The sequence below is a fragment of the Idiomarina sp. Sol25 genome (genome assembly GCF_033052775.1).
In the GTDB taxonomy this organism is placed as follows: domain Bacteria; phylum Pseudomonadota; class Gammaproteobacteria; order Enterobacterales; family Alteromonadaceae; genus Idiomarina.
The window spans coordinates 310965-334925 of sequence record NZ_JAUPEW010000002.1; the positions used below are offsets into that span (position 1 = coordinate 310965).

A 23961-nucleotide genomic window follows, 5' to 3' on the forward strand; every position below is an offset into this window, starting at 1 on the left:
TGAATGTAGAGTATCCAAAATGACCGAATAGTATATCAGAATACTGATTTTGAAGCTAGCGTAAGGCGTACCCAGATGTACTATCTTGCCTTACTCAAATACTGAATCAACGTCTGATATTCCTGACGCTCAACTCGTGTTAATGCGCTTTCCTGTTCTTTCTTTAAAAGTGCGTTCGCACGCTGCTCAAAATATTGGTCAATTAGATAAATAAATATATCGTTAAATTCTTGCTCAACGTTGTCCTCGTCAAGCTGATGTTGCCATAACGCGAGTTTCTGCAAAGGCTGATAATATTCAGTATCGCGCCAGCCTTCCAACACTTGCGCCGTAGTCATTTGACGTTCTGCACACTGCTTGTGCAAAGAAATTAGTAAATCAATGCCGCTAACCCGAAGTTCTCTTAGTTCTTCACGAACCGGAACCGACTGCGCCAATTGCGGATATTGCAGTAACAAAGCAATGGCTTTACGTAATGGCGTCATTTTTACGCTTTCTTTTGGTCGCGACTGACGTTGCGGCTTTTCAAACTGACGTTCCAGTTGCGACGTTTCTCGGCGAAGCTTTTCTGCTAACCGCTGCATTAAAGTGTCGCGATAATATTCACTTGCCACTTTCTCAATTAAGGGTTTAGCAATATTCAGTAATTGAGAGCGCCCGGCGTCGCTACTAACATCAATGTCGGCCTGCAAGTGCTCGAAGAAATATTCAGTGAATGGTGTCGCCTTTTTCAATTCACGCTCAAAGGCTTCGGCACCGTGCTCGCGCACAACTGAATCAGGGTCTTCGCCTTCCGGCAAGAACAGAAACGCCATGTCCAGGCCGTCGCGCAACAGTGGCAAGGCATTTTCTAATGCACGCCAGGCGGCGTCGCGGCCTGCGCGGTCACCGTCGTAACAACACACAATTCTACTACTAGTACGGAATAAACGCTGTAATTGTTCACTGGTCGTGGCCGTCCCCAAAGAAGCAACGGCGTAATGAATGCCCGCTTCGGACAAAGCCACCACGTCCATATACCCTTCGACAATACAAACCTGTTCTGGTTTCCTTATGGCCTGCTGCATATGCCAGTAACCGTATAACTCACTGCCTTTATGAAACAGGCGAGTCTCCGGAGAGTTTAAGTATTTGGGTCCGTCGCCATCAATAATGCGACCACCAAAGCCCACCACCCGGCCGCGCCGGTCATGAATAGGAAACATGACCCGGTCACGAAAAAAGTCGTAATGCCGGCCTTTCTCGTTGCGGTTAATAAGCTTTAATTCCAGTAACTGCTGGCGATGCTGAGCCGAGTTGCCAAACGTACTTAGCAGGCTGTCCCACGCGTCGGGCGCATAACCAATTTGAAAACGCTTTACCGTTTCGCCGCTTAAACCCCGCCCTTTTAAGTAGTCTATAACTCGATTTGAGTTTTCATGGTGCTTTAACTGATGCTGGAAAAAACGAGCTGTTTTACTCATAAGCTCGGAGTCGTCCTGCACCTGTTGCTGTTTTTTTTGTGCTAACTGAGGGTTTTCAGGCTGTTCCCGCGGAACCTCAACGCCCATAATGCCGGCCAGCTCTTCCACCGCATCGGGAAAATTTAAGCCGTCAAATTCCATTAAAAAATCAATAGCGTTACCGTGCACACCACAGCCAAAGCAATGATAAAACTGCTTGTCCTGACTAACAGTAAACGACGGCGTTTTTTCATTATGGAAAGGGCAACAGGCCTGATGGTTTCTACCGGCCTTTTTCAGCGGTACGCGGCTATCAACTATTTCAACAATGTCTGCTCGTTCGAGCAAATCATGGATAAAGCTTTTGGGGATCAGGCCTGCCATATTGTTTCAATACCGAAGTTGCGAAAACAAGAAAGTTGTGAAAACAAAAAGTAGCAGAAACACGAAAGCCGCGACGATATAGTCACGGCTTTCAGCACTTTACGGAAAAGTGAACACTCAAATTGTCGTAAGTACAGTCTTAGTAAAGACGAGTACGACGAGCGTTATCACGAGACAGTTTTTTCGCGTGACGCTTTACCGCAGCCGCTTTCTTGCGCTTGCGCTCTGAAGTCGGCTTTTCATAGTGCTCGCGACGACGGACTTCAGAGAGAACACCTGCTTTTTCACAAGAGCGCTTAAAGCGACGCAAAGCTACGTCAAACGGCTCGTTTTCTTTCACTTTAACGACTGGCATTAAAAAATCACCTCGGGTAAATTATCTGTTTCGGTTAAAAATTAACCACTACGGGTTCAATTGGTGCTGAATTGTACCGACTCAGATTCGCCTTGTAAAGTGTTATCCGAACCATCCCATCCAGGGTCATTATCGCTAAGCAGTTCGCGGACTGGCGTAGAGTGCAGGAAAAGCTTACTGACTAAATCCTGTAAATTATTTGGTTTTTCTTTGTAAGACAAACCGAGCTGCCATAACTGCGGGCCAACCGACTTAATGCTCCGGGTTACCAGTTGCTGAAGCAAAATGACTTCGTCGTCTGTTTTTACTCTGACTTCAGCTTTTAGGCCTCTGTTGTCCTCTATATCAACTGGCGAAGTACCAAAATAATTAAATGCGATACCTTTATTGGAAATATCCACAATTTTTCCGGTAAGAGGCTCTCCAAGTCTCTCTTTTAGTTGCAGCTGGAGCCTTGCATCGCAGTTTACCCCAACCCTTGGCGACGAACGCAGAATTTCCACACTGGCATTTCTGGGGTAACTGACAAACAAAAGTTTTTGCGGGTATTGGGTAATATGGAGAATATCGACCACGCCCGTTACCTGCTCACCTTTTGGAGAGACTGTTTTTATTGCAACATTCTTTTCTGTAGCCAGCATTGGCAAGATATCTTGCCAGCAATACTGCCTGGAAAGCTCCAGAATAAGGTAATCGGGATGCTGTTGACCCACCAGTGTCATATTTAAACGTTTATAGCCCTGGCTATCTTTAATCTGAACTTCGACGGACTGCCTGAATCCACTGTTTGCCAAAACATCGCTGTTCTCCCGCATCAGTGTTAACCCCTGCTTTGTTATTTTTATGAGACTCATCATAGCCTATATCTAAGTTTTTTTAAGCCACAGACTGATTATTTTTATTTGATGTCAATTGACGTCACTTAATGCGTACACTGTAAGCTCTTCCTCAAAACCTGTTGTTTGATGTTTGTCATCGTTAGACTGGATTTGAGCTTAAGTAGTAAGGATACGAGTTTGGCTGAAGTGCATCCGGACAACAATTTTCCCTATCCAATACCAGCGCGTTACCAGTCGATAAAGTTACTGGGGCAAGGTGGCAGTGGACTAGTTTATAAAGCCTACGACCAGCGTTTAAAACGCACGGTTGCGATTAAGTTTGCCCGGTCGCCCTCTATTGTTAGCCGCCACAGGCTGGTAAATGAAGCGCGCCTTTTGTCCAGCGTTGACCACCCCGCTCTTTGCCGCGTGTTTGATGTTGGCGAACCGGAAGTTTCTTCCTCTTCATTGTTTATGGTGCTTGAGCACATTGAAGGTAAACCTTTAAGTGAGCAACGCAGCTGTCTGTCTGTCTATGACGCCACCAAAGTGGTTAAATCTTTGACTGACGGGGTTTGTCGTATGCACAAGGCCGGTTATGCACACAACGACATTACTGCCCAGAACATAATGATCCGCTCAACAGAGAATACCGAAGACGAGTCTGATAATGCCGCGGTTTTAGTTGATTTGAGTATTGCTGCGCCAAGTTCGCCCACAACAATTAAGCGAGACATATACCAACTGGGCGCGTTGCTTTTATCACTACTGGCCAACATGAAACCTGAGCAATTTTTTCAGCACTCAATAACACCCCCCAACCGGCTTCCTGCGGAACTCAGTCGTATCTTAAAAAAAGCGCTCTCGGCTGAGCCAAACGAAGGATTTCAGCATTGCTGCGAGTTTCAGCAAGAGTTGGGTAGCTGGCTCCGTAACTATCAGTTAAGAAAACGTTTCTTCTGGCTGGGGGCTGGTGGTGCTGCCATTTTGGTTATTATTTTTGTCTTGTTCATTTTTTTACGAGAACAGACAAACCGGCATTTGCTGGATGGTTACTCGATTGAACAAAACCAATACGCGCATGCGCTTGTCTTTGCTCATTACTCTCAACACCTTGCCAACGGCGGTCAGCTTCAACAGGCGGCTGAGCAGGCCGAATTAGCACTTACCCACTTTGACGATGCTGTAGAAAGTAGCCCGGGGGTGTTGAAATACCATTCGGAACGCGCTCGTTTTGTGCTGAATTCAGGCGACATTTTTACCCGCTCACAGCTCACGACTATGCTGCTTAATGCGATTAATGAACTGGGTAACCCAGATGCGTATGAGGAAAAAGCGGCAGCCCATTATTTGCGGGCAGAAATGTACTTAGGTCTTGCTGAACTTAATAGCGAACAGCCTCATTTAGTTGAACGTTGGAAAGCTTCGGCGCTGAGTTCGGCAAAGGCAGCGATCAAGCACCAACCGGGCGTCGACCGCTACCAGCAATTACATGATGAACTCGATAATTCTCAGTCCAGTGCCGGGACAGACTGATCTCTTAAACGGTAAAACTCTTTGACGTAGTCATCGAAAGTGCCGGCATCCAGTGCGTCACGCATGTCACTCATTACTTTTTGATAAAAGCGCAGGTTGTGAATGGTGTTCAGGCGTGACCCCAGCATCTCGTTAGTACGATCCAAATGATGCAAATACGCCCGCGAATAGTTTTTACAGGTGTAGCAGTCACAGTTTTCATCCAGCGGAGATGTGTCCGTACGGTGCACTGCATTACGGATTTTTACTACGCCGGTGCTAATAAATAAGTGACCATTACGTGCATTACGGGTTGGCATAACGCAGTCGAACATATCAATACCGCGGCGTACGGCTTCAACTAAGTCTTCCGGCTTGCCTACCCCCATTAAATAACGAGGCTTCTGCTCGGGCATTTGCGGTGCGGTGTGCTCTAAAATGCGCATCATATCTTCTTTCGGCTCACCTACTGATAAACCACCAATAGCGTAACCGTCGAACCCGATATCGGTCAGACCTTTCAGAGAAATATCGCGCAGCTCTTCGTACATGCCGCCCTGAATAATACCGAACAACGCCGCTTTGCTCTCACCGTGCTCTTGTTTAGAGCGTTCAGCCCAGCGCAACGATAATTCCATGGAACTGCGCGCTTCTGCCTGCGTGGCAGGAAACGGCGTGCACTCGTCAAATATCATGACTATGTCTGAGCCCAGTTCGCGTTGAACCTGCATAGATTTTTCCGGGGTCAGCAGTATTTTCTCGCCGTTAATGGGCGAACGGAAAGTCACGCCCTCTTCGGTAATTTTGCGAAGCTCACCCAAACTGAACACCTGAAAACCGCCTGAGTCAGTCAGAATAGGTTTGTCCCAGTTCATAAAGTCATGCAAGTCACCGTGCTGCTGAATAATTTGCGTACCCGGGCGCAACATTAGATGAAAGGTATTGCCCAGGCAGATTTGTGCGCCAGTGTCTTTTACCTCTTCTGGTGTCATACCTTTTATGGTACCCAGAGTACCTACCGGCATGAACGCTGGTGTTTCTACGGTTCCACGTTCAAATACCATGCGCCCACGACGCGCGCGACCACTGGTTTTGTCTAATTCAAATTTCATTGTCATAAGTATTCACTTCAGTGTATTAAGTTTAGCGCTGTAACAGCATGGCATCGCCGTAACTAAAGAATCTATAACGCTCTTTAATGGCTTCATTATAAGCTTTCATAATTAAATCACGACCAACAAATGCCGAAACCAGCATAATGAGTGTGGACTCGGGCAGGTGAAAGTTGGTTATCATGCTATCGACCACTTTAAATTCATAACCCGGATAAATAAAAATATCGGTGTCATCAAAAAACGGTTCTATGCTTTCATTAGTTGATGCCTGAGCGGCCGATTCCAGCGAACGAACCGAGGTTGTCCCTACAGCAATAACCCGGCCACCTGAAGCTTGGGTCTGCTTAATGGCATGACAGGTTTCGGCACTGACTTTCGCGTATTCACTGTGCATAACGTGGTCGTTAATATCGTCCACGCGCACTGGCTGGAAGGTTCCTGCGCCTACGTGCAGGGTAACATAGGCGAAATTCACGCCTTTCTCACGTAATTGTTGCAGTATTTCGTCGTCAAAATGCAAACCGGCGGTTGGGGCCGCAACGGCACCCGGCTCGCGGTTATAAACGGTTTGGTAGCGCTCTTTGTCAGAGTTTTCATCCGGACGGTCAATGTAAGGCGGCAATGGCATATGCCCGTATTGCTCAAGTAATTCCAGCACGGTTTCATCGTGTTCAAACTTCAGTTCAAACAGTGCATCGTGACGCGCCAGCATTGTTATTTTTACATGGCCTTCCAGCAGCAATTCAGCACCCGCTTTGGGTGCGCGGTTAGCCCGGACATGCGCAAGCACCCGATGGTCATCCAGTAATCGCTCGACCAAAACCTCGACTTTACCACCGGACACTTTTTCACCCAGCAAACGCGCAGGGATAACCCGGGTGTCATTAAACACCAACAAGTCACCGGCGTTTATCTCATCCACAATATTTTTAAAGTGTTTATGCTCAATGCTGTTTTCACTGGCTTTTACCGAGATCAGCCTACTGGCACTGCGTTGTTCTTGCGGATAGCGGGCAATAAGCTCATCGGGGAGCTCAAATGAAAAGTCACTGACTTTTAAAGAAGAATGATTGGTATCTGACATATCCGTGCTGCAATTGCGAGTCTAGTGAAGCGCGGATTTTACTGGAAAGTAGGCAGCCTGTCACTGTTGCAGGCTGCCTGTTTATCGCAAGTTTATGCGACGCCGAAAATTGCTTTTAAAATGTAGAAGAAGGCAATGGACATAATGGCACCTGCAGGCAGTGTAACTACCCAGGAAATAACGATATTGCGAACCACACCCAGATTCAGGGCAGCGATACCACGCGCCATACCGACACCTAACACAGCACCGACCAGAGTTTGTGTTGTAGAAATTGGTAAACCGGTACCCGAAGCAAGAACCACGGTTGACGCAGCAGCAAGTTCGGCAGCAAAACCACGGCTTGGGGTTAAGTGCGTAATGCCGTTACCAATGGTCGCAATGACGCGTTTGCCCAGCATAGCCAGGCCGGCAACAATACCAACCGCACCTAAAGGCAGTACCCACCAGGCTAACTGCGCCTTACTGCCAATATCACCGCCGCTGGTAACCACACTGACAACAGCAGCCAATGGACCAATAGCGTTAGCTACGTCGTTTGAACCGTGAGCAAAGGCCATAGCACAGGCGGTTACCACCATTAATACCGCAAAGACTTTTTCCACGTTGGTGTAGTGCATGTCTTTGTCATCTGACGGATTAAACTTAAGACGTCCAATTGCTACTTTACCAATAGCAAAGACCAGTGCGGCAATACCAAGAGCCCACAGATAACCCTCAAGGCTGCCAAGGTCCAGCCCAACGTGCTTAAGACCTTTCTTGATGGTGACCAGCGACAACACAAAGCCCGCTAACCCCATATAATACGGAACATAGCGCTTGGCCATTGCTAAAGGATTAGAGCGGTCAAAAATAAGCTTTTGTGCGCTCATAAATATGAGGTAAGCAATAAACCCGGATATAGCCGGAGTGACAACCCAGCTTCCAACGACACCTCCAACTTTCATCCACTGAACCGACTCCATACTGACGCCAACGGCTGAGAAACCAACGATAGCACCAATAATTGAGTGAGTGGTTGATACAGGCCAACCCAAGTAAGAAGCAATTAAGAGCCAGAACCCGGCAGCCAATAACGCTGAGATCATACCGAACACTAGCAGCTCGGGTTGATTAACGAAATAACCGGAATCGATAATGCCTTTTCGAATGGTTGACGTCACTTCGCCACCAGCAAGATAAGCACCAGCGAACTCAAAAATCATGGCAATAACAATTGCCTGTTTTATTGTCAGTGCTTTAGAACCAACCGATGTTCCCATAGCATTGGCAACGTCATTCGCACCAATACCCCAGGCCATAAAGAAACCAAAAACCGCAGCCATCCCAATAAGCAGGAGGCTATAGCTAGAAATAATATCCATAAATCAGACTCCGCTTAGACGCGCGCTAGCATTAGTTCGAAACGTGCACCGACTCGTTCAGCCAGGTCGGCTAAGTCGCCAACCCAATCAAGAATACGGTATAGGAACATCGCATCTACAGGGTTCATATCGAGCTCGATTTTACGTAGATCCTGACGCAGTTTAATCTGAAGTTCATCGGTATCGGCTTCAATGGCGTCAAGTTCTGCAATGAAGTTATCGACAAGATCGCGTTCGCGGCCTTTAAAGCCTGTTTCCAGCAAATCATCAAATTCGCCGATGGTTTCGCGTGCTTTATCGGTTGCGTCCAGACAACGGCTTAAGTAGGCATCAAAGTCTTTAACCAGTGGTTCCGGGATAATCAATTCACGCCCTGTAACCAGACCGGAGATATCTTTGGCTTTATTGGCAATTTTATCCTGCTGCGAAACAAGTTCGAGCAAGTCGGCTCGCTCTACAGGCATAAATAAGCCGCTAGGAAGGTTCAGACGGATTTTACGTTTCATATCATCCGCGGTTGATTCGTGTTTTACGATGGTTGTACGAGCAACTTCTGCGCTCTGCCAGTCCTTGGAATAAACCGCCTTAAAGAAATCTTTCAGCGCATAGGCGCAGCGGTGCACTTCGTCCATGTGCTCAATCATCGGTTTGATAGGAGACTTTGCAAAGACCCCAAGAAATGAGTTCACTGACATAACATTATCCGATTTTTTTCAGCCGATGTTAGCTGCCGCGAATGTTAGCGAAATCTAAAGGTAAAGGGAACCGTAAGATTTGATTAATTCATCATACGCTGAACGCTCGTTCTATTTCAGTTCTCTGAGTATCCACTTCAGCCTCCACTTGCTTTAACAACTGGTGTGTGTTGTCCATTTCGTTGACTAATTGCTGTAACTGTACTGAGAATCCGTTAACTTTGTCTGTCTGCTGTTCTGCCAGCCGAAATGAGGTTTGAGCTTCTTCGGTTGACGCCTGCGCCTGAGCAGAAACCTCATTTGCAGTTTTCACCAAACGTTCAACGAATTGTTGCTGCGAATGACCAGCCCCAGCAATGTCCTGGTAGCCTTTTTCAATAGAGAGCGAGGCGTCCGTCAGTTGGTTTAAAGAGTCATTAATGCCGCCAAGAGAGGATTGTGTTTTCTGCGCCAGCTGCCGAACTTCATCAGCCACCACCGCGAAACCACGGCCCTGCTCGCCCGCCCTGGCAGCTTCAATGGCGGCATTCAGCGCCAGTAAATTGGTCTGATCAGCAATACCGGAAATAATCGACAGCGCATCTTTTACCTCTTTTACCGAATGATCCAGCTGTTCGGCAGAGCGTTTGGCTGCTTCTATGGCTTTTTCATTCAGTTCTGAGGCGTCTCTCAATTTAAGAATATGCTGGTGACTCTGTTTCATTGAGTCCTGTGTATCGAATGCATTTTTTTCCAGTGTATTGGTGCACTGGTTTAATTCTTCGGTTAACTCGCTCAATTCAGTTATGCCCTGAATAGTGACCGATGCGGATGACTGCGTATTGGCTGATGATTGCACAATATGCTGCAACTCCTGTATTACCCGCTTCAGCGCTTCATTGACCACGGTCATTTGCTGGGACTTTTCCTCGTCGCGACGCTGTGTCTGTTCAAGTATGCCGTTAAAGAATCGGGCAATTTCAGCCATCTCGGTGTCGCGATCGGCGTTGGGTAAATAGTTGAGCTCCTGCTTAACCAATAAAGTCTCCATGGCATCGCGCAAGCTTCGCAGAGGCGTCAGGACCATGCGTTTGAGTAACACAAAGTTCAGTAGTGCAAACACTAACAGCACCGCCACCAAAGCCACGAGACTCAGCTTTATCTGCATCAAGCTGGCTTGCTGGCTTTGTAAAAGACTCTGCTCTACCTTTACGGCCAGCGACTGAATGCTGGCAATGTCTTCCGAAATAGAGGCAAAGGCTTCACGCCGTAACTCAATAAACTGTAGCGTTGAAGACAACTCTTTGGGGTAACGCTGAATTAAGCTGTTCATTTCTGATACAATTCTCGGGCCCAGCTCCTTTGCCTCCCTTGGCACCAGCATCATTGACTGGTCAGGCAGTTCTTCTTTTACACCGAGCTCGGGTAACTTTTGCAGCCGGGCAATTTCTTTTTGAATAGCGTTAAGCACCTGATTCAATGCCTGCTCCTCGGCTTCACCGCTGGATAAACGCTCTCGCGTATGTACCAAATCGGCAATTAATAACACTAAGTCACTACCGATACTTTGATAACTTTCGGCGGCCACCGGGTTATTGCTGCTGCCTTTTTGCACGTAGTCAAACAAACGCGATAACTCGTTAAATAAAGACCGCTCAGCGTTCACCAGCAGAGCGGCCTCCTGACCAGAGAGTTTACCTATGGCGCGGTAGTCATCAGAAATTCGGCTGCGAATAGTATCCAGCTGTTCCTGCATAACCGAAATGGAGGTTAAGTTCAGTGTATCGAGCTGGGCGTTCACTTCATTGACCGAGGACTCGGCTTGATTTAATAGCAGCGCATTACCCGACTGCAGGTAACCACTGAGCTCAGTGATTACTTCAACCATTAGTTTCTCTTTTATCGATGAGTAAATAGTCTGCTGTTGTTCAAAGCGCTGTAACTGACTATTAGCCCAAATGAGCACTGACAAAAACACCAACGACAAACTCAGTAAAGAGAAAGAAGAGACACGACTAAAGGTTGAAACGCGCATAAATAAGCCCAGTTGATATCACTGCGACAGCTTAAGACGTTTTTATGACAGCTTAATGAAAAAAGCCGCGGCAATTGCCACGGCTTTGAGGTTTTATTAGGTGTAACGCTGAGTTTGCTTAGAAAGAATAAACCAGCGTAACGGCGGTTTCTGTATCGAGTTTCTCGATACTTTCATCAGAAACATGAGAGTTGTGATTCGCACCCAGCGACACTTTCATAGCTAACGCACTGTTAATATTTGCTGACACTGAAAATTCAGCTTTGCTCTTCGTGTTGTCTTCACCAACTTCAGACGACAACAAGGCACTAAAGCGCGAGTTTTCACTAATTTTCCACTCCAGGCTACCGGCTAAACGCAAAATCATTGAGCCATCGGATTCAACCGGAGGTTCACCCTCAGCCTGTACGGGTTTGGTACGTGAATAACCCGGACCAATTTCATAGTCAGCGTAAATGTCCTCATTATAACGATAACGAGCACCATAACCGGTTGCGACAGTAGCCTGATAGTCAAAGCCACTGAATTCGTCCTCTTCGTATGAACCGAAGACAAATAATGAGTCGCGGCTGTCAGGATCAAATTTATAGTTACTTTGCGCCGAAATGAACATGCGGTCTGCGGTTTCGTTCATTTCACCTGTACTCTGATCTTTCTGCTCAGAGGTGTAATAGTCGAATACCCCTTTATGACGCCAATTCTGCACGTCGCGCGATGCAGTAAACTTACCTTTCAGACTTTCTGTTTCAGTGTTACCTGAAGTATAAAGCAGGCCAAATTCAGCACTGGCTTCCCACTCTTCGACAGTTTCAGTATCGATGTCGTCAGCATCGTCGAACATAAACGTTTGAGCACTTGCTACAACGGGTAAAAACAAACTCGCGAATAATAAAGAAAATCGCACACTAACCTCGTATCTGTATCTTTTATAAAGTCCTTAATTACTTAACTATGGCGTCTAATTCGCCATTTTCGTAACGTTGGAACATTGTTTCTAAATTAATTGGCTTTATTTTGCTCGCCATACCCGCACAACCAAAGGCCTCGTAGCGCGCGCGACAAATATCTTCCATCGCTTTAGTTGCAGCAGTAAAGAATTTGCGCGGATCAAAATTTGACGGGTTCTCTGCCAAATGACGACGAATAGCACCGGTTGAAGCCAGGCGTAAATCGGTATCAATGTTCACTTTGCGCACACCGTGTTTTATACCTTCCTGAATTTGCTCTACCGGCACGCCGTAGGTTTCCGGAATTTCGCCGCCAAATTCATTAATAATTTTAAGCCACTCTTGCGGTACAGATGATGAACCATGCATAACCAGGTGTGTACCCGGAATGCGACGATGAATCTCTTTAATGCGGTCAATGGCTAAAATATCGCCAGTTGGTGGACGAGTAAACTTGTAAGCACCGTGTGATGTTCCACAAGCAATCGCCAGTGCATCAACATTTGTAGCTTTCACAAATTCAGCCGCTTCTTCAGGGTCAGTCAGCAGCTGTTCATGCGACAATTTACCTTCGGCACCAACACCGTCTTCTTCACCCGCTTCCCCGGTTTCCAGTGAGCCCAGGCAACCCAGCTCGCCTTCAACAGAAACGCCACACGCGTGTGCCATCTCTACGGTTTGTCTGGTTACTTTTACGTTATAGTCGTATTCTGCAGGTGTTTTTCCGTCCTCAAGCAAAGAGCCGTCCATCATTACCGAGCTAAAGCCCAGTTGAATAGAACGCTGGCATACCGCCGGAGAAGTACCGTGATCCTGATGAACAACCACCGGAATGTGTGGCCATTCTTCAACAGCGGCCTGAATTAAGTGACGCAGGAAAGGGGCACCGGCATACTTACGAGCACCCGCTGAAGCCTGCACAATAACCGGGCTGTCAGTAGCATCGGCGGCTTGCATAATTGCGCGCATTTGCTCTAAGTTGTTGACGTTAAACGCCGGTACGCCGTAATCGTGTTCTGCGGCATGGTCTAGTAACTGTCGTAATGACACCAGGGCCATAAAAATACTCCTTAATTAAAAAACTTGTGTTCAGGCGTCTTTAGCCCGTTCTTGTAAAATAGCAACGGCTGGCAATGTTTTACCTTCGAGGAATTCAAGAAATGCCCCGCCACCTGTCGAGATATAACTGATCTTATCAGCGATAGCGTATTGATCAATTGCTGCTAAGGTGTCACCCCCCCCGGCAATTGAAAACGCATCGCTTTGTGCAATTGCGTTGGCTATGGTTTTTGTACCATGCCCAAACTGCTCAAATTCAAAAACACCAACCGGCCCGTTCCAGACAATCGTTCCTGCGTTTTTCAGCATAGACGCTAATTGCTCTGCGGTTTCAGGACCAATATCAAAAATCATGTCGTCATCAGCAAGGCCGTTAACCGCTTTTGTTTCTGCTGTGGCTTCTGCGCTGAATTCTTTACCTGTTACTACATCGACAGGTAATGGAATGTCGCCGCCTTTAGCTTTTGCCTGCGCCATTAGTCGGTTAGCTTCGTCGGTTAAGTCTGCTTCGTAAAGCGACTTACCCACATTATGGCCTGCTGCAGAAACAAAGGTGTTTGCAATACCGCCGCCCACAATCAACTGGTCAACAACGCCGGACAATGACTCCAGTACCGTGAGTTTAGTCGAAACCTTTGAACCACCAACAATGGCCACCAATGGCCGCTTAGGGTTTTCCAGTGCTTTGCCTAAAGCTTCTAATTCACCAGCCAGCAAAGGTCCGGCACAGGCAACTGGCGCATATTTAGCGACACCGTGAGTGGAGACCTGAGCGCGATGCGCGGTGCCAAACGCGTCCATCACATACACATCACATAAGCTGGCTAATTTTTTAGCGAGCTCGTCATTGTTTTTCTTCTCACCAACATTAAAGCGGACATTTTCAAAAACTACCAGTTCTCCAGCCTTTAGTTCAATTCCGTCGAGGTAGTCTTTACATAGGCGAACAGGGCAATCCAGCGCCTCTTGTAAGTAATCAACAACAGGTTGCAGCGAAAACTCCTCGTCGTACTCACCTTCGGTTGGCCGACCCAGATGAGACATTACCATGACTTTAGCACCTGCTTTCAGCGCTTGCTGAATACTGGGCAGCGCCGCTTTTAAACGCGCATCAGAAGTGATTTTTCCGTTTTTAACCGGAACGTTTAAATCTTCCCGAATCAGTACACGTTTGTTATTTAAATCCAAATCAGTCATAGCGATGACAGACATGCAGTATCCTCTCTAAGCTTAATATTCTATTTGTTCAGCCATCGTTTTTGCTGTATCCAGCAAACGATTAGCAAAGCCCCACTCGTTGTCGCACCAGCACAGCAGCTTAACCAGCCGCTTATGACTAACGCGGGTTTGCGTCCCGTCAACAATGGATGAATGTGGGTCATGGTTAAAATCTATTGAGACTAAAGGCTCTTCGGTGTAATCCAGTATGCCCGCCAGCTGCTGCTCGCTCTGCTCACGTAAAACCTGATTAATCTGCTCAATAGTGGCGTCGCTGTTTAGCGTAACGCTTAAATCCATAGCGGTAACATTGGTCGTGGGCACGCGCACGGCGATGGCCTCAAACCGCCCTTCTAAATGCGGCAATATTCGTTCGATACCGCGCGCCAAACGGGTATCTACCGGAATAATAGAGCGCCCGGCGGCGCGGGTTCGTCTTAAGTCCGGGTGGTATGCATCAATAACCTGCTGGTCATGCATAGCAGAATGGATGGTCGTAATAGCACCGGAGTCTATTCCGAAAGCATCGTCCAATACCTTAATGACCGGCACAATGCAGTTTGTTGTGCAGGAGCCGTTCGACACCACTTTATGTTCAACGGTGAGTTCTTTTTCATTCACGCCATAAATGGCGGTGAAATCAACGTCCGGCTTGCCGGGATGAGAAAACAATACACGTTTTACGCCTTGCTGCAGATAAAGCTGACCGTCGGCCTGACTGCCGAATACACCGGTACAATCAATGACAAAATCAACCCTATGAGCACGCCAGTCAATGGCTTCAATCTCGGTCTTGTGAGTTAAAGCAATATTGTCTCCGGCAACTGTCAGCGCATCACCCGACTGCGTTACTTTTTCTCCAAAACGACCGTGGCTTGAGTCGTATTTGAGCAAATGCGCTATCGCTTCCGACGCCGCAGGCTCGTTAATCAGTACTACCTGCACACTGTCGCGATAGCCGTTTTCGTACAGCGCGCGCAAAAAGCTCCGGCCAATGCGGCCGAAGCCATTAATTGCAATACGAGCCGGTTCGCTCATTTAAGCTCCCAACAAGCGTTTAGCGGCGGCCACGGTATTTTCTGTGGTAATGCCAAAATGTTTGTATAAGTCGCCAGCCGGAGCAGATTCACCAAAGGTTGTCATGCCAACGATTTCACCGTTAAGCCCAACGTATTTGTACCAGAAGTCGGCAATACCTGCTTCAACGGCAACTCGACGCGTAACGCTCGATGGCAACACAGACTCTTTGTATTCAGTATCCTGAATATCAAACACATTGGTCGATGGCATAGAAACAACGCGTACCTTGTGCCCCTCATCAGTCAGTTGCTCAAAGGCGTTAACGGCTAAATCAACTTCCGACCCGGTAGCAATTAAAATAACGTCCGGCTCGCCTTCACAGTCTTTCAGCACATAGCCACCGCGGGCAATATTGGTTAACTGATCTTCATTACGCTCTTGTTGCTGCATGCCCTGACGGCTGAAGACCAACGCCGATGGGGTTTTACTACTTTGTACTGCAGCCCCCCAGGCTACGGCTGTTTCAACCTGGTCGCACGGACGCCAGCATTGCAGGTTTGGTGTCTGACGCAAGTTAGCCAATTGCTCGACCGGTTGGTGTGTCGGCCCATCTTCACCCAAACCGATAGAGTCGTGGGTGTAAACAAAAATGCTGGGCTGCTTCATGAGCGCTGACATACGCACAGCGTTGCGCGCGTATTCCATAAACATCAGGAAGGTAGCGCCATAGGCTTTAAAGCCACCGTGCAAAGTAACACCATTCATAATGGCGGACATGCCAAACTCACGGACACCATAGAATACATAGTTGCCACTCGCGTCGTCGGCAGAAATGCCTTTTGCATCCTTCCATAAGGTAAGATTAGAGCCGGCTAAGTCGGCGGAACCGCCTAACAGCTCCGGTAGTTTAGGACCAAACTCATTCAGTACATTCAGTGACGCTTTGCGGGTAGCTATGGCGTCAGGGCTGCTCTGCAGTTGCTTCGCGTAATTGTGCACTGTGTTTTCGAAGTTTTCCGGAAGCTCGCCATTCAAACGACGCTTCAATTCTTTTGCCAGTTGCGGGTATTCTTGCTCGTAAGCAACCCAGCGCTTATTCCAGGAAGACTCAACCGCTGCACCCTTATCAACTGCAGACCATTTTTGGTATACGTCTGCCGGCACTTCAAAGGCTTGGTGTGGCCAGTTCAGTTGCTTACGCGCAGCAACAATTTCTTCGTCACCCAGAGGTGCACCATGGCAACTTTCAGAACCTTGCTTGTTCGGTGCGCCATAGCCAATTACCGTTTTGCAGATAATAAGAGTCGGTTTATCTTCAGTTGCACGGGCTTCATCAATTGCTCGGGTTATCGCAGCAGAGTCGTGTCCGTCAACTTTGTTAATTACGTGCCAGCCGTAAGACTCAAAACGACTTGCTGTATCGTCAGTGAACCAGCCTTCCACTTCGCCATCAATGGAAATGCCGTTATCATCGTAAAAGGCAATGAGCTTACCTAAACCTAAAGTACCGGCCAGAGAGCAAGCTTCGTGCGAAATACCTTCCATCAAACAGCCGTCGCCCAAAAAAGTGTAGGTGTGGTGATCCACAATTTCATGATTATCGCGGTTAAATTGCGCAGCCAATACTTTCTCAGCCAGCGCCATACCTACGGCATTTGCAAGCCCTTGTCCCAGCGGGCCGGTAGTGGTTTCCACACCTGGTGTATAGCCGTATTCAGGGTGACCCGGGGTTTTTGAGTCTAACTGACGGAATTGTTTAATGTCTTCAATGCTCAGGTCATAACCGGACAGGTGCAATAGCGAGTAAATTAGCATTGACCCGTGCCCATTCGATAACACAAAACGGTCGCGATCGGCCCAGCTGGGGTTGTGGGGGTTATGTTTTAAATAGTCACGCCAGAGAACTTCTGCGATATCTGCCATACCCATGGGCGCTCCGGGGTGTCCTGATTTGGCTTTCTGAACCGCATCCATACTAAGCGCACGAATGGCATTGGCGAGATATTGACGTTCTGACATGAAAAACCCCCTGGAAGGTGAAGAGCAACTTGCGATGCGCGTATTCTCCACATTTCAGGGGGTACAAGCAAATTTATAGGCAATATTTTGTTTAAATATCAGCCTGTAAATCGGAGGCTTTGTCCGTTTGCTCCCACGGCAGGTTGTCCCGCCCAAAATGCCCGTATGCCGCTGTCTGCTTATAGATCGGGCGTTCCAGGTCAAGCATTTTTATTAATCCGTAAGGGCGTAAGTCAAAATGACGACGCACCAGCGCAATTAACTGCTCTTCTGAGTGTTTAGACGTGCCGAAGGTATCGATACTGATAGAAGTTGGTTCTGCCACACCAATGGCGTAAGAAATTTGCAGTTCGCAACGTTCAGCCAGACCAGCAGCGACCAGGTTCTTAGCGACATAACGCGCTGCATAAGCCGCACTGCGGTCAACTTTTGACGGGTCTTTACCCGAGAAGGCGCCGCCACCGTGACGCGCCATGCCGCCATAGGTATCAACAATAATTTTACGCCCGGTCAACCCGCAGTCACCCATCGGCCCGCCGACCACGAAACGACCGGTTGGGTTAATGTGAAACTGCGTGTCTTTTGAAACCCACTGCTCCGGCAATACAGGCTTGATAATTTCTTCCATCACGGCTTCGCGCAGCGTTTCCTGAGTAATGTCTTCTCGGTGCTGAGTGGAGAACACGACTGTATCAATGGCAACAGGCTTACCGTTTTCATAAACGAAGGTCAGCTGACTTTTCGCGTCCGGACGCAACCAGTCCAGTGTGCCGTTATTGCGCACTTCCGACTGACGCTGCATAACCCGGTGCGCGTAAGTAATAGGGGCGGGCATTAAAACTGAAGTTTCATTCGAGGCATAACCAAACATTAAGCCCTGATCACCTGCGCCTTGCTCTTCTGGGTTAGCACGATCAACGCCCTGATTGATGTCACCACTTTGTTTACCAATAGCGTTTAGTACAGCACAAGATGCGCCATCAAACCCCATGTCAGAATGTCGGTACCCAATATCTTTTACGGTTTGACGCGCCAAGTCTTCAACATCAACCCAGGCCTTTGTTGAGATTTCGCCGCCAACCAGCACCATGCCGGTTTTCACGTAGGTTTCACAAGCAACCCGGGCTTTAGGATCTTTTGCTAAAATTGCGTCTAGAACCGCATCGGATATCTGGTCGGCAATTTTGTCCGGATGCCCTTCGGACACTGACTCTGAGGTAAACAGGTGACGTGACATATGCCCACTATTCCTTAATTTTAATGAAATCGTTTAGTACTGGTTGCATAATGTAACCGATCACTCTTTTTTTTTCTACTTCTGGACGTCTAAAAGTCCGAATAAGGCTGACGACATGCGAGTACCGCGGATTTATCACCCCGACTCTATCAAGTTACAAACTGAAACCGAATTGAGTTCGGATGCTTTTCAGCACCTGATCAAAGTATTGCGTTTGAACGTAGGTGATAACATTGTTTTATTCAACGGTGACGGCCAGAATTATGAAGCAAAGATTGCTTCAGTTAAAAAAAAGTCCGCGCAGTTTATTGCAACGGGCAGTCAGGCTAACGCATCTGAATCATCGGTCAATGTTCATTTGGCGCAGGTCGTTTCACGTGGCGACCGTATGGATTTTGTCCTGCAAAAGTCGGTCGAGCTGGGAGTAACCGAAATTACCCCACTGTTTAGTGAGCGCTGCGGCGTTAAATTAAGTGGCGACAGACTGGAAAAGAAACAGTTGCAATGGCAAAAAATTGTCCATTCTGCCTGTGAACAGTGTGGCCGTAGCGTGGTTCCACAAGTAAAGCCAGCACAGCAATTCGCGGATTTTATTGAAAGCGACTTCGCAGGGTTGCGCCTGACCTTAGACCCGACCGCTACCCAGCCGTTGTCGTCATTTCAGCAGGCCGAGAAGGGAATACAATTATTGATTGGTCCTGAGGGTGGGTTCACTGATGCGGAAGTCAGTACCGCCGGGCAACAAGGATTTAAACCCATGCGTTTAGGACCACGAATACTAAGAACAGAAACCGCCGCGCTTTCAGCGCTAACCGCCGTGCAATATCAGTTTGGCGACTTAAGCTAAAGGAGTTTATATGAAGAAGTTAGCTATGGTGATGGACCCTATCGCCACCGTTAAAACCGAGAAAGACACCAGTTTTCGCTTATTGCTGGAAGCTCAGGCGCGTAGTTATCAGTGTTTTTATCTGGAAATGGGCGACTTAGTCATCGATAACGGTCAACCAATGGCTTTTGCACGGGAAATTCGTGTTCAAGATCAAAAAACGGACTTTTACAGCTTAACCGATAGCGAATACCGCCCGCTAGAGGATTTTGACGTCATTATGATGCGTAAAGATCCGCCTTTTGACAGCGAATTTCTATACGCCACGCAAATGCTGGAACTGGCCGAACAGCGCGGTAGCCTGGTAGTGAATAAACCGCAGAGCCTGCGCGACTGTAACGAAAAGCTTTTTACTTCGTGGTTCGCAGACTCTATTGCCGACACACTGGTGAGTTCCAGAGCGGATGTCATTAAAGCTTTCCATAAAAAGCATGGTGAGGTGATTTTAAAACCCCTGGATGGCATGGGTGGCGCTTCAATTTTCAAAGTGGGTGCCGATGGTAGTAACTTAGGCGTTATTATTGAAACTCTGACCGAGAAAGGTCAGCGCTACGCCATGGCGCAAAGATATTTGCCAGAGATTAAAGACGGCGACAAACGCATTTTGATTATTGATGGTGAGCCTGTGCCTTATTCTTTAGCGCGTATTCCCAGCGCCGGAGAAACCCGTGGAAACCTTGCCGCCGGTGGCAGCGGGCGCGCCCAGCCTTTATCGGAAAGTGACTGGGCTCTGACTCGTAAAGTGGCACCGGAATTAAAAAAACGTGGGCTCATTATTGTTGGACTGGACGTTATTGGCGACCGCATTACAGAAATTAATGTAACCAGCCCAACCTGTATGCGCGAAATTGAAAACGCCTACGACATCAACATTGCCGAATTAGTCTTTAAGGCAATAGAAGAAAAGCTGAATTGAAATTCAACTATGCGCCCCCATCTTGTCAGTAGAGATTATCGTTAAGGAGTCGGTGAGTCGATGAACAGTTTGCAGAACCATTTATTGATAGCAACACCTATGTTGAACGATCCAGCATTTAAACGGACCGTGACCTACATCTGCGAGCACGATGAAGAAGGCGCTATGGGCTTAATTATTAATCAGCCTGCCGATTTAAGCGTGACCTCGCTGTTGGATAAACTGGAAATTGTTTACCCGGAAAATAACCAACACTTACAGGGCAGCGTCTATCAAGGCGGGCCTGTAGGCCGTGAGCGTGGCTTTGTGATTCATCCTCCGCAGGACAATTGGCGCGCCAGCCAGAAGATGAGTGACGATATTATGGTGACCACCTCGCGCGATATTCTGGAAGCGCTGGGGTCATCTGCTGCACCGCCACAGTTTCTTTTGACTTTAGGTTATGCAGGTTGGGAGGCAGGACAACTGGAAGAAGAGCTAGGAGAAAACTCCTGGCTAGCTATTCCGGCAGATCCGGAGCTCTTATTTAATACACCGGCAAGCGAGCGTTGGCAAAAAGCCACAGAACAGCTTGGCTTCGACGTGTGGCAACTGGGCCCGGATGTAGGACACGCATGAGCACAGTAATAGGCTTTGATTTTGGTACTAAAAGTATTGGCGTTGCGGTGGGCCAGACCATAACAGCAACCGCATCGCCTTTAGCAGCTATCAAGGCCAAAGAAGGCATTCCCGACTGGCAACTCATTGAGAAACTGTTTACCGAATGGCGACCCGAACAGTTGGTGGTGGGTCTGCCCTTAAATATGGATGGTACCGAACAGCCGCTAACCCAAAGGGCAAAAAAGTTTGGTAACCGGTTACATGGACGATTCGGCTTACCCGTAGCATTTCAGGACGAACGACTGACGTCGACCTCAGCACGAGAAAGCCTGTTTGCTGAAGGTGGCTTTCGTAAATTGAAAAAAGGTGCAATTGATAGTCAGGCGGCATTAATTATTGTTGAAGATTTTATGAACGGTTATTTGCCAAAAAGTGATAATTCGTTATAGTGTCGTCAGTAATAAGTTAACGCGATAGGAGCTGGCCTTGTTTGGTAATGAAGAACCCTATTCAGTAACCGGTAACACCATTTTACTGAAAGATGAAAATAAAAAACTGCTTTTAATTACTGGTCCTCGTTACCAAAACATATTGGTTTCGCGCGGCTCTGTAGAATTAACGGACATGTCGGCTGAGCGTCGCCCCGGTTTCCGGATTGTGACTCTGCAGGAAGTCTTTAAAAAAGATAAAACCTACTTTTTTGTTCGTGCCGGTGGCGTCGAGTATCAGGTTGACCTTAAATTTGAAGACAGCCCTATTACAGAAATGAAGTTCTAGAAATTAACGGGAGTAGCCAGAATGACACATAAACTCTGTGCTGTTGTCTGGTTACTCTTTGTCATCCCCTCTGCCGCGTACAGCCAAAATTTCTTCCAGCTTAACGAAACCGATAACGATCAACTCGCTTTTTCTTATCAGTGGCGTGATTTCGATGACCGTCAACAGTCATTCAGTTTCCAGGTCGATAAAAAAGACTTCCTACAGCCACTAAAACGTTATCGCGGGTTTAATCTTGAACGCAGTCAGCGTGAACTGGCACACCAGCTCAACCGTTACATTAAGCAACAGCAGTGGCAAGGCATTCAGGCTCGTTTAACGCCGCGCCAGCAGTCCGTTGAATTGGTTACGGCCAAAGCCAGAACAGCACAAAAACAGCAACAGCTTAACGAGTACAAAAAGCGTTTACGTGACTATTACGATGAGCGCTGGGACGACTATCTTGATGCGAACTTCTACCGCCAATTGAGTTTGCCTCCGGGAGAGCAGGGCATTATCCCTGATCATCCGGCGATAGCCAGTGAGGTGACCCCAACGCTGAAGCCCTTAATACAAGCTATTGGTGAGCAGTTAGCCACAAATACACAACGTAATTACATCAACTATATCGCCAGCTTTATTCAGCAAATACCGTACAACGATTTAAACAGCAAACTGGATAGCCGGGGCGATGGCTTTGTCCCACCGAACCAATTGCTTTATTACAATCAGGGGGACTGCGACAGCAAGGTCACTTTAATGACCTCTTTGATAAAGCAAATTATCGAAACGCCCAAAATGGCCATTATTTATTTGCCTGAGCACGCAGTCTTTGGCATTGCCATTAGTCGGCAGCCCGGAGATACCACCGTTAAACACAAAGGCAATAACTACGTACTGGTCGATGTGACTGGCCCCGCGGCAATGCCGATGGGCCAGGTTGGCGAAGAAACTAAATTTCAGGTCGAAACCCAGCAGTACACCGTGGTACCGCTGAATTAGTTACAGATGCTCTTCCGCAAACTGCGCCAGTGGACTACGCACTACACCGTTTAAGTTGATGGTCGCGCTGCCCGGATAGTCTTTAAACCGCTCAACAATGTAAGTCAGCCCTGAGGTAACGGCAGTTAAATAGTAACTATCAATTTGTGCCAGGTTACCCGAAACTACTAATTTAGTGTTCTCGCCACAGCGGGTAATAAGCGTTTTTAGCTGAGACGCGGTTAAATTCTGAGCTTCATCCAAAATGACAATCGCGTTTTGTATGCTGCGCCCGCGCATAAAGTTCAGTGACTTAAACTGAATATTCGCCTTTTTCATAATGTAGTTCAGACTCGACTCCATGCTTTCATCCTGCTTATGCAGGGCTTCCAGCGAATCAGTTATAGCCGACAGCCAGGGCGCCATTTTTTCTTCTTCGGTACCAGGCAAGTAACCAATAGACTCGGCAATTTCGGGTGTATTGCGGGTAACGATAATTTTTTCATAAATGCCCTGCTCCACCACCATTTGCAGCGCTGCTGAAAGCGCAAGAAATGTCTTCCCGCTGCCGGCAGGTCCGGTAAGAGTCACCATGTCCATGCTGGTATCCAGTAAAGCGTGCAATGCCATAGCCTGATAAATATTCTTAGGGTGAACCCCCCAGGCTCCGTAAGACATCATTCGTTCTACGCCTAAATCCATCAGCGTTACAGTTTCACTGTCGTATTCTTCTACCCGCGCCGCAAAATTATTGGTTGAGTCAATAATGTATTCATTAGCAAAAACCTGAGGCAGCAGTTCGCGGCTAACCGTATGGTAGGCATCACGACCTTCCTGTTGCGTTTGCACTTCACCCACCTGCGACCAGAAGTCGCCTTCAAACTTATAAAACCCTTTGGTCAGCAAGCGAATGTCATCAATAAGCTGGTCGGTACGATAATCTTCAACATACTTCATACCGGCGCCTTTGGCCTTCAGGCGCATATTGATGTCCTTGGTTACCAGTACGACGCCAGCGGGGGCTCGCTCCCGCTGAATTTCCAGTGCAGCCTGAATAATGCGGTGGTCGTTTTCTGCCAGAGACAATACCGACTCTGTTTGCTCCAGCTGATAGTCAGGAAAAATGGCCAGGGTTCCGTTCGCTGTGTGCTCGCCTTGCACCCGGTTTAACGGAACACCAGCAACAATTTCTTCCGGTGTTGCCTCTTTCAGAACCTCCTCGAGCGAGCGAATGGCGACCCGTGCTTCGCGGCTCACATCTCTATTGCGGTCTTTTATATTGTCAAGCTCTTCCAGAACCACCATAGGGATAATCACGTTGTGTTCATCGAAGTTAAGAAAAGCGAGAGGGTCGTGCAGAAGAATATTGGTATCGAGGATAAAGAACTTGCCGGCGTTTGTTGTCATTAGCGCGTACCTTTGCTTGTGATTATTCTTTTCTTACAGCTTAGCCCAAAATTCATGACACAACGGTTACAGAAATAAATTTTTCCTCGGAATTGGCGAGCGAATTAAGTACCATTGCGGCCTTGGAAA

The 23961-nt window shown here is 47.6% G+C and carries 22 protein-coding genes; 7 read left to right on the plus strand and 15 right to left on the minus strand.

Features of this window, described 5'->3' with window-relative positions; genetic code table 11:
* Positions 1–80 precede the first annotated feature (80 nt).
* From dnaG to Q5L94_RS05585, 3 genes are all read right to left on the minus strand, one after another.
* Positions 81–1826, minus strand: coding sequence for a DNA primase (gene dnaG / locus Q5L94_RS05575; RefSeq protein WP_317497452.1), 1746 nt, complete (start codon positions 1824–1826; stop codon positions 81–83).
* A 139-nt stretch (positions 1827–1965) separates the two neighbouring features.
* Positions 1966–2181: a 30S ribosomal protein S21 gene (gene rpsU / locus Q5L94_RS05580; protein ID WP_011235429.1), complete on the minus strand. Its 216-nt coding sequence runs from the start codon at positions 2179–2181 to the stop codon at positions 1966–1968.
* A 56-nt stretch (positions 2182–2237) separates the two neighbouring features.
* The gene (locus tag Q5L94_RS05585) at positions 2238–3038 is read right to left on the minus strand and encodes a glycosyltransferase (RefSeq protein WP_317497453.1); all 801 of its coding nucleotides are present in this window, start codon (positions 3036–3038) and stop codon (positions 2238–2240) included.
* 168 nt (positions 3039–3206) lie between these two features.
* Here Q5L94_RS05585 and Q5L94_RS05590 point away from each other — a divergent pair, with 168 nt between their 5' ends.
* Complete coding sequence (locus Q5L94_RS05590; protein WP_317497528.1) at positions 3207–4535, plus strand: serine/threonine protein kinase; 1329 nt, start codon at positions 3207–3209, stop codon at positions 4533–4535.
* Here Q5L94_RS05590 and tgt read toward each other — a convergent pair.
* From tgt to metK, 11 genes are all read right to left on the minus strand, one after another.
* Complete coding sequence (gene tgt, locus Q5L94_RS05595; RefSeq protein ID WP_317497529.1) at positions 4511–5626, minus strand: tRNA guanosine(34) transglycosylase Tgt; 1116 nt, start codon at positions 5624–5626, stop codon at positions 4511–4513. The two genes, Q5L94_RS05590 and tgt, sit on opposite strands and share 25 nt — an antisense overlap.
* A gap of 31 nt (positions 5627–5657) precedes the next feature.
* A complete protein-coding gene (queA, locus tag Q5L94_RS05600) occupies positions 5658–6713 on the minus strand; it encodes a tRNA preQ1(34) S-adenosylmethionine ribosyltransferase-isomerase QueA (protein WP_317497454.1) in 1056 nt (351 codons plus the stop codon).
* A 92-nt stretch (positions 6714–6805) separates the two neighbouring features.
* Complete coding sequence (locus tag Q5L94_RS05605) at positions 6806–8077, minus strand: anion permease (RefSeq protein ID WP_317497455.1); 1272 nt, start codon at positions 8075–8077, stop codon at positions 6806–6808.
* A 14-nt stretch (positions 8078–8091) separates the two neighbouring features.
* On the minus strand, positions 8092–8772 hold the full coding sequence (locus tag Q5L94_RS05610) for a TIGR00153 family protein (RefSeq protein WP_317497456.1): 681 nt from the start codon (positions 8770–8772) through the stop codon (positions 8092–8094).
* 91 nt (positions 8773–8863) lie between these two features.
* Complete coding sequence (locus Q5L94_RS05615; RefSeq protein ID WP_317497457.1) at positions 8864–10786, minus strand: methyl-accepting chemotaxis protein; 1923 nt, start codon at positions 10784–10786, stop codon at positions 8864–8866.
* Between the two features lie 118 nt (positions 10787–10904).
* Positions 10905–11690 (minus strand): DUF481 domain-containing protein, encoded by a 786-nt coding sequence (locus tag Q5L94_RS05620; RefSeq protein WP_317497458.1) that lies wholly within the window; start codon positions 11688–11690, stop codon positions 10905–10907.
* Positions 11691–11727: 37 nt separating this feature from the next.
* Positions 11728–12792, minus strand: coding sequence for a class II fructose-bisphosphate aldolase (fba, locus tag Q5L94_RS05625; RefSeq protein ID WP_317497459.1), 1065 nt, complete (start codon positions 12790–12792; stop codon positions 11728–11730).
* Positions 12793–12822: 30 nt separating this feature from the next.
* On the minus strand, positions 12823–14004 hold the full coding sequence (locus Q5L94_RS05630; RefSeq protein WP_317497460.1) for a phosphoglycerate kinase: 1182 nt from the start codon (positions 14002–14004) through the stop codon (positions 12823–12825).
* A gap of 18 nt (positions 14005–14022) precedes the next feature.
* The gene (gene epd, locus Q5L94_RS05635) at positions 14023–15048 is read right to left on the minus strand and encodes an erythrose-4-phosphate dehydrogenase (RefSeq protein WP_317497461.1); all 1026 of its coding nucleotides are present in this window, start codon (positions 15046–15048) and stop codon (positions 14023–14025) included.
* Positions 15049–17049 (minus strand): transketolase, encoded by a 2001-nt coding sequence (tkt, locus tag Q5L94_RS05640; RefSeq protein WP_317497462.1) that lies wholly within the window; start codon positions 17047–17049, stop codon positions 15049–15051.
* A gap of 91 nt (positions 17050–17140) precedes the next feature.
* The gene (gene metK, locus Q5L94_RS05645) at positions 17141–18286 is read right to left on the minus strand and encodes a methionine adenosyltransferase (protein ID WP_317497463.1); all 1146 of its coding nucleotides are present in this window, start codon (positions 18284–18286) and stop codon (positions 17141–17143) included.
* A gap of 115 nt (positions 18287–18401) precedes the next feature.
* Between metK and Q5L94_RS05650 the strand changes: the two genes are divergently transcribed.
* The 6 genes from Q5L94_RS05650 to Q5L94_RS05675 are packed head-to-tail and all read left to right on the plus strand — an operon-like array spanning position 18402 to position 22446.
* Entirely contained in the window at positions 18402–19133 is a 732-nt protein-coding gene (locus tag Q5L94_RS05650; RefSeq protein WP_317497464.1) for a 16S rRNA (uracil(1498)-N(3))-methyltransferase, read from the plus strand.
* A 10-nt stretch (positions 19134–19143) separates the two neighbouring features.
* Complete coding sequence (gshB, locus tag Q5L94_RS05655; RefSeq protein WP_317497465.1) at positions 19144–20088, plus strand: glutathione synthase; 945 nt, start codon at positions 19144–19146, stop codon at positions 20086–20088.
* 60 nt (positions 20089–20148) lie between these two features.
* Positions 20149–20706: a YqgE/AlgH family protein gene (locus Q5L94_RS05660; RefSeq protein ID WP_317497466.1), complete on the plus strand. Its 558-nt coding sequence runs from the start codon at positions 20149–20151 to the stop codon at positions 20704–20706.
* The gene (gene ruvX, locus Q5L94_RS05665) at positions 20703–21137 is read left to right on the plus strand and encodes a Holliday junction resolvase RuvX (RefSeq protein ID WP_317497467.1); all 435 of its coding nucleotides are present in this window, start codon (positions 20703–20705) and stop codon (positions 21135–21137) included. The genes Q5L94_RS05660 and ruvX overlap by 4 nt, the downstream gene beginning before the upstream one ends.
* A 37-nt stretch (positions 21138–21174) precedes the next feature.
* Complete coding sequence (locus Q5L94_RS05670) at positions 21175–21465, plus strand: hypothetical protein (RefSeq protein ID WP_034822093.1); 291 nt, start codon at positions 21175–21177, stop codon at positions 21463–21465.
* A 21-nt stretch (positions 21466–21486) separates the two neighbouring features.
* Positions 21487–22446 carry a hypothetical protein gene (locus Q5L94_RS05675; protein WP_317497468.1) on the plus strand — a complete coding sequence of 320 codons (960 nt, stop codon included), beginning with the start codon at positions 21487–21489 and terminating at the stop codon, positions 22444–22446.
* Here Q5L94_RS05675 and Q5L94_RS05680 read toward each other — a convergent pair whose 3' ends face one another.
* Positions 22447–23832, minus strand: a complete 1386-nt coding sequence (locus tag Q5L94_RS05680; RefSeq protein ID WP_317497469.1) for a PhoH family protein — start codon at positions 23830–23832, stop codon at positions 22447–22449.
* Between the last annotated feature and the right edge of the window lie 129 nt (positions 23833–23961).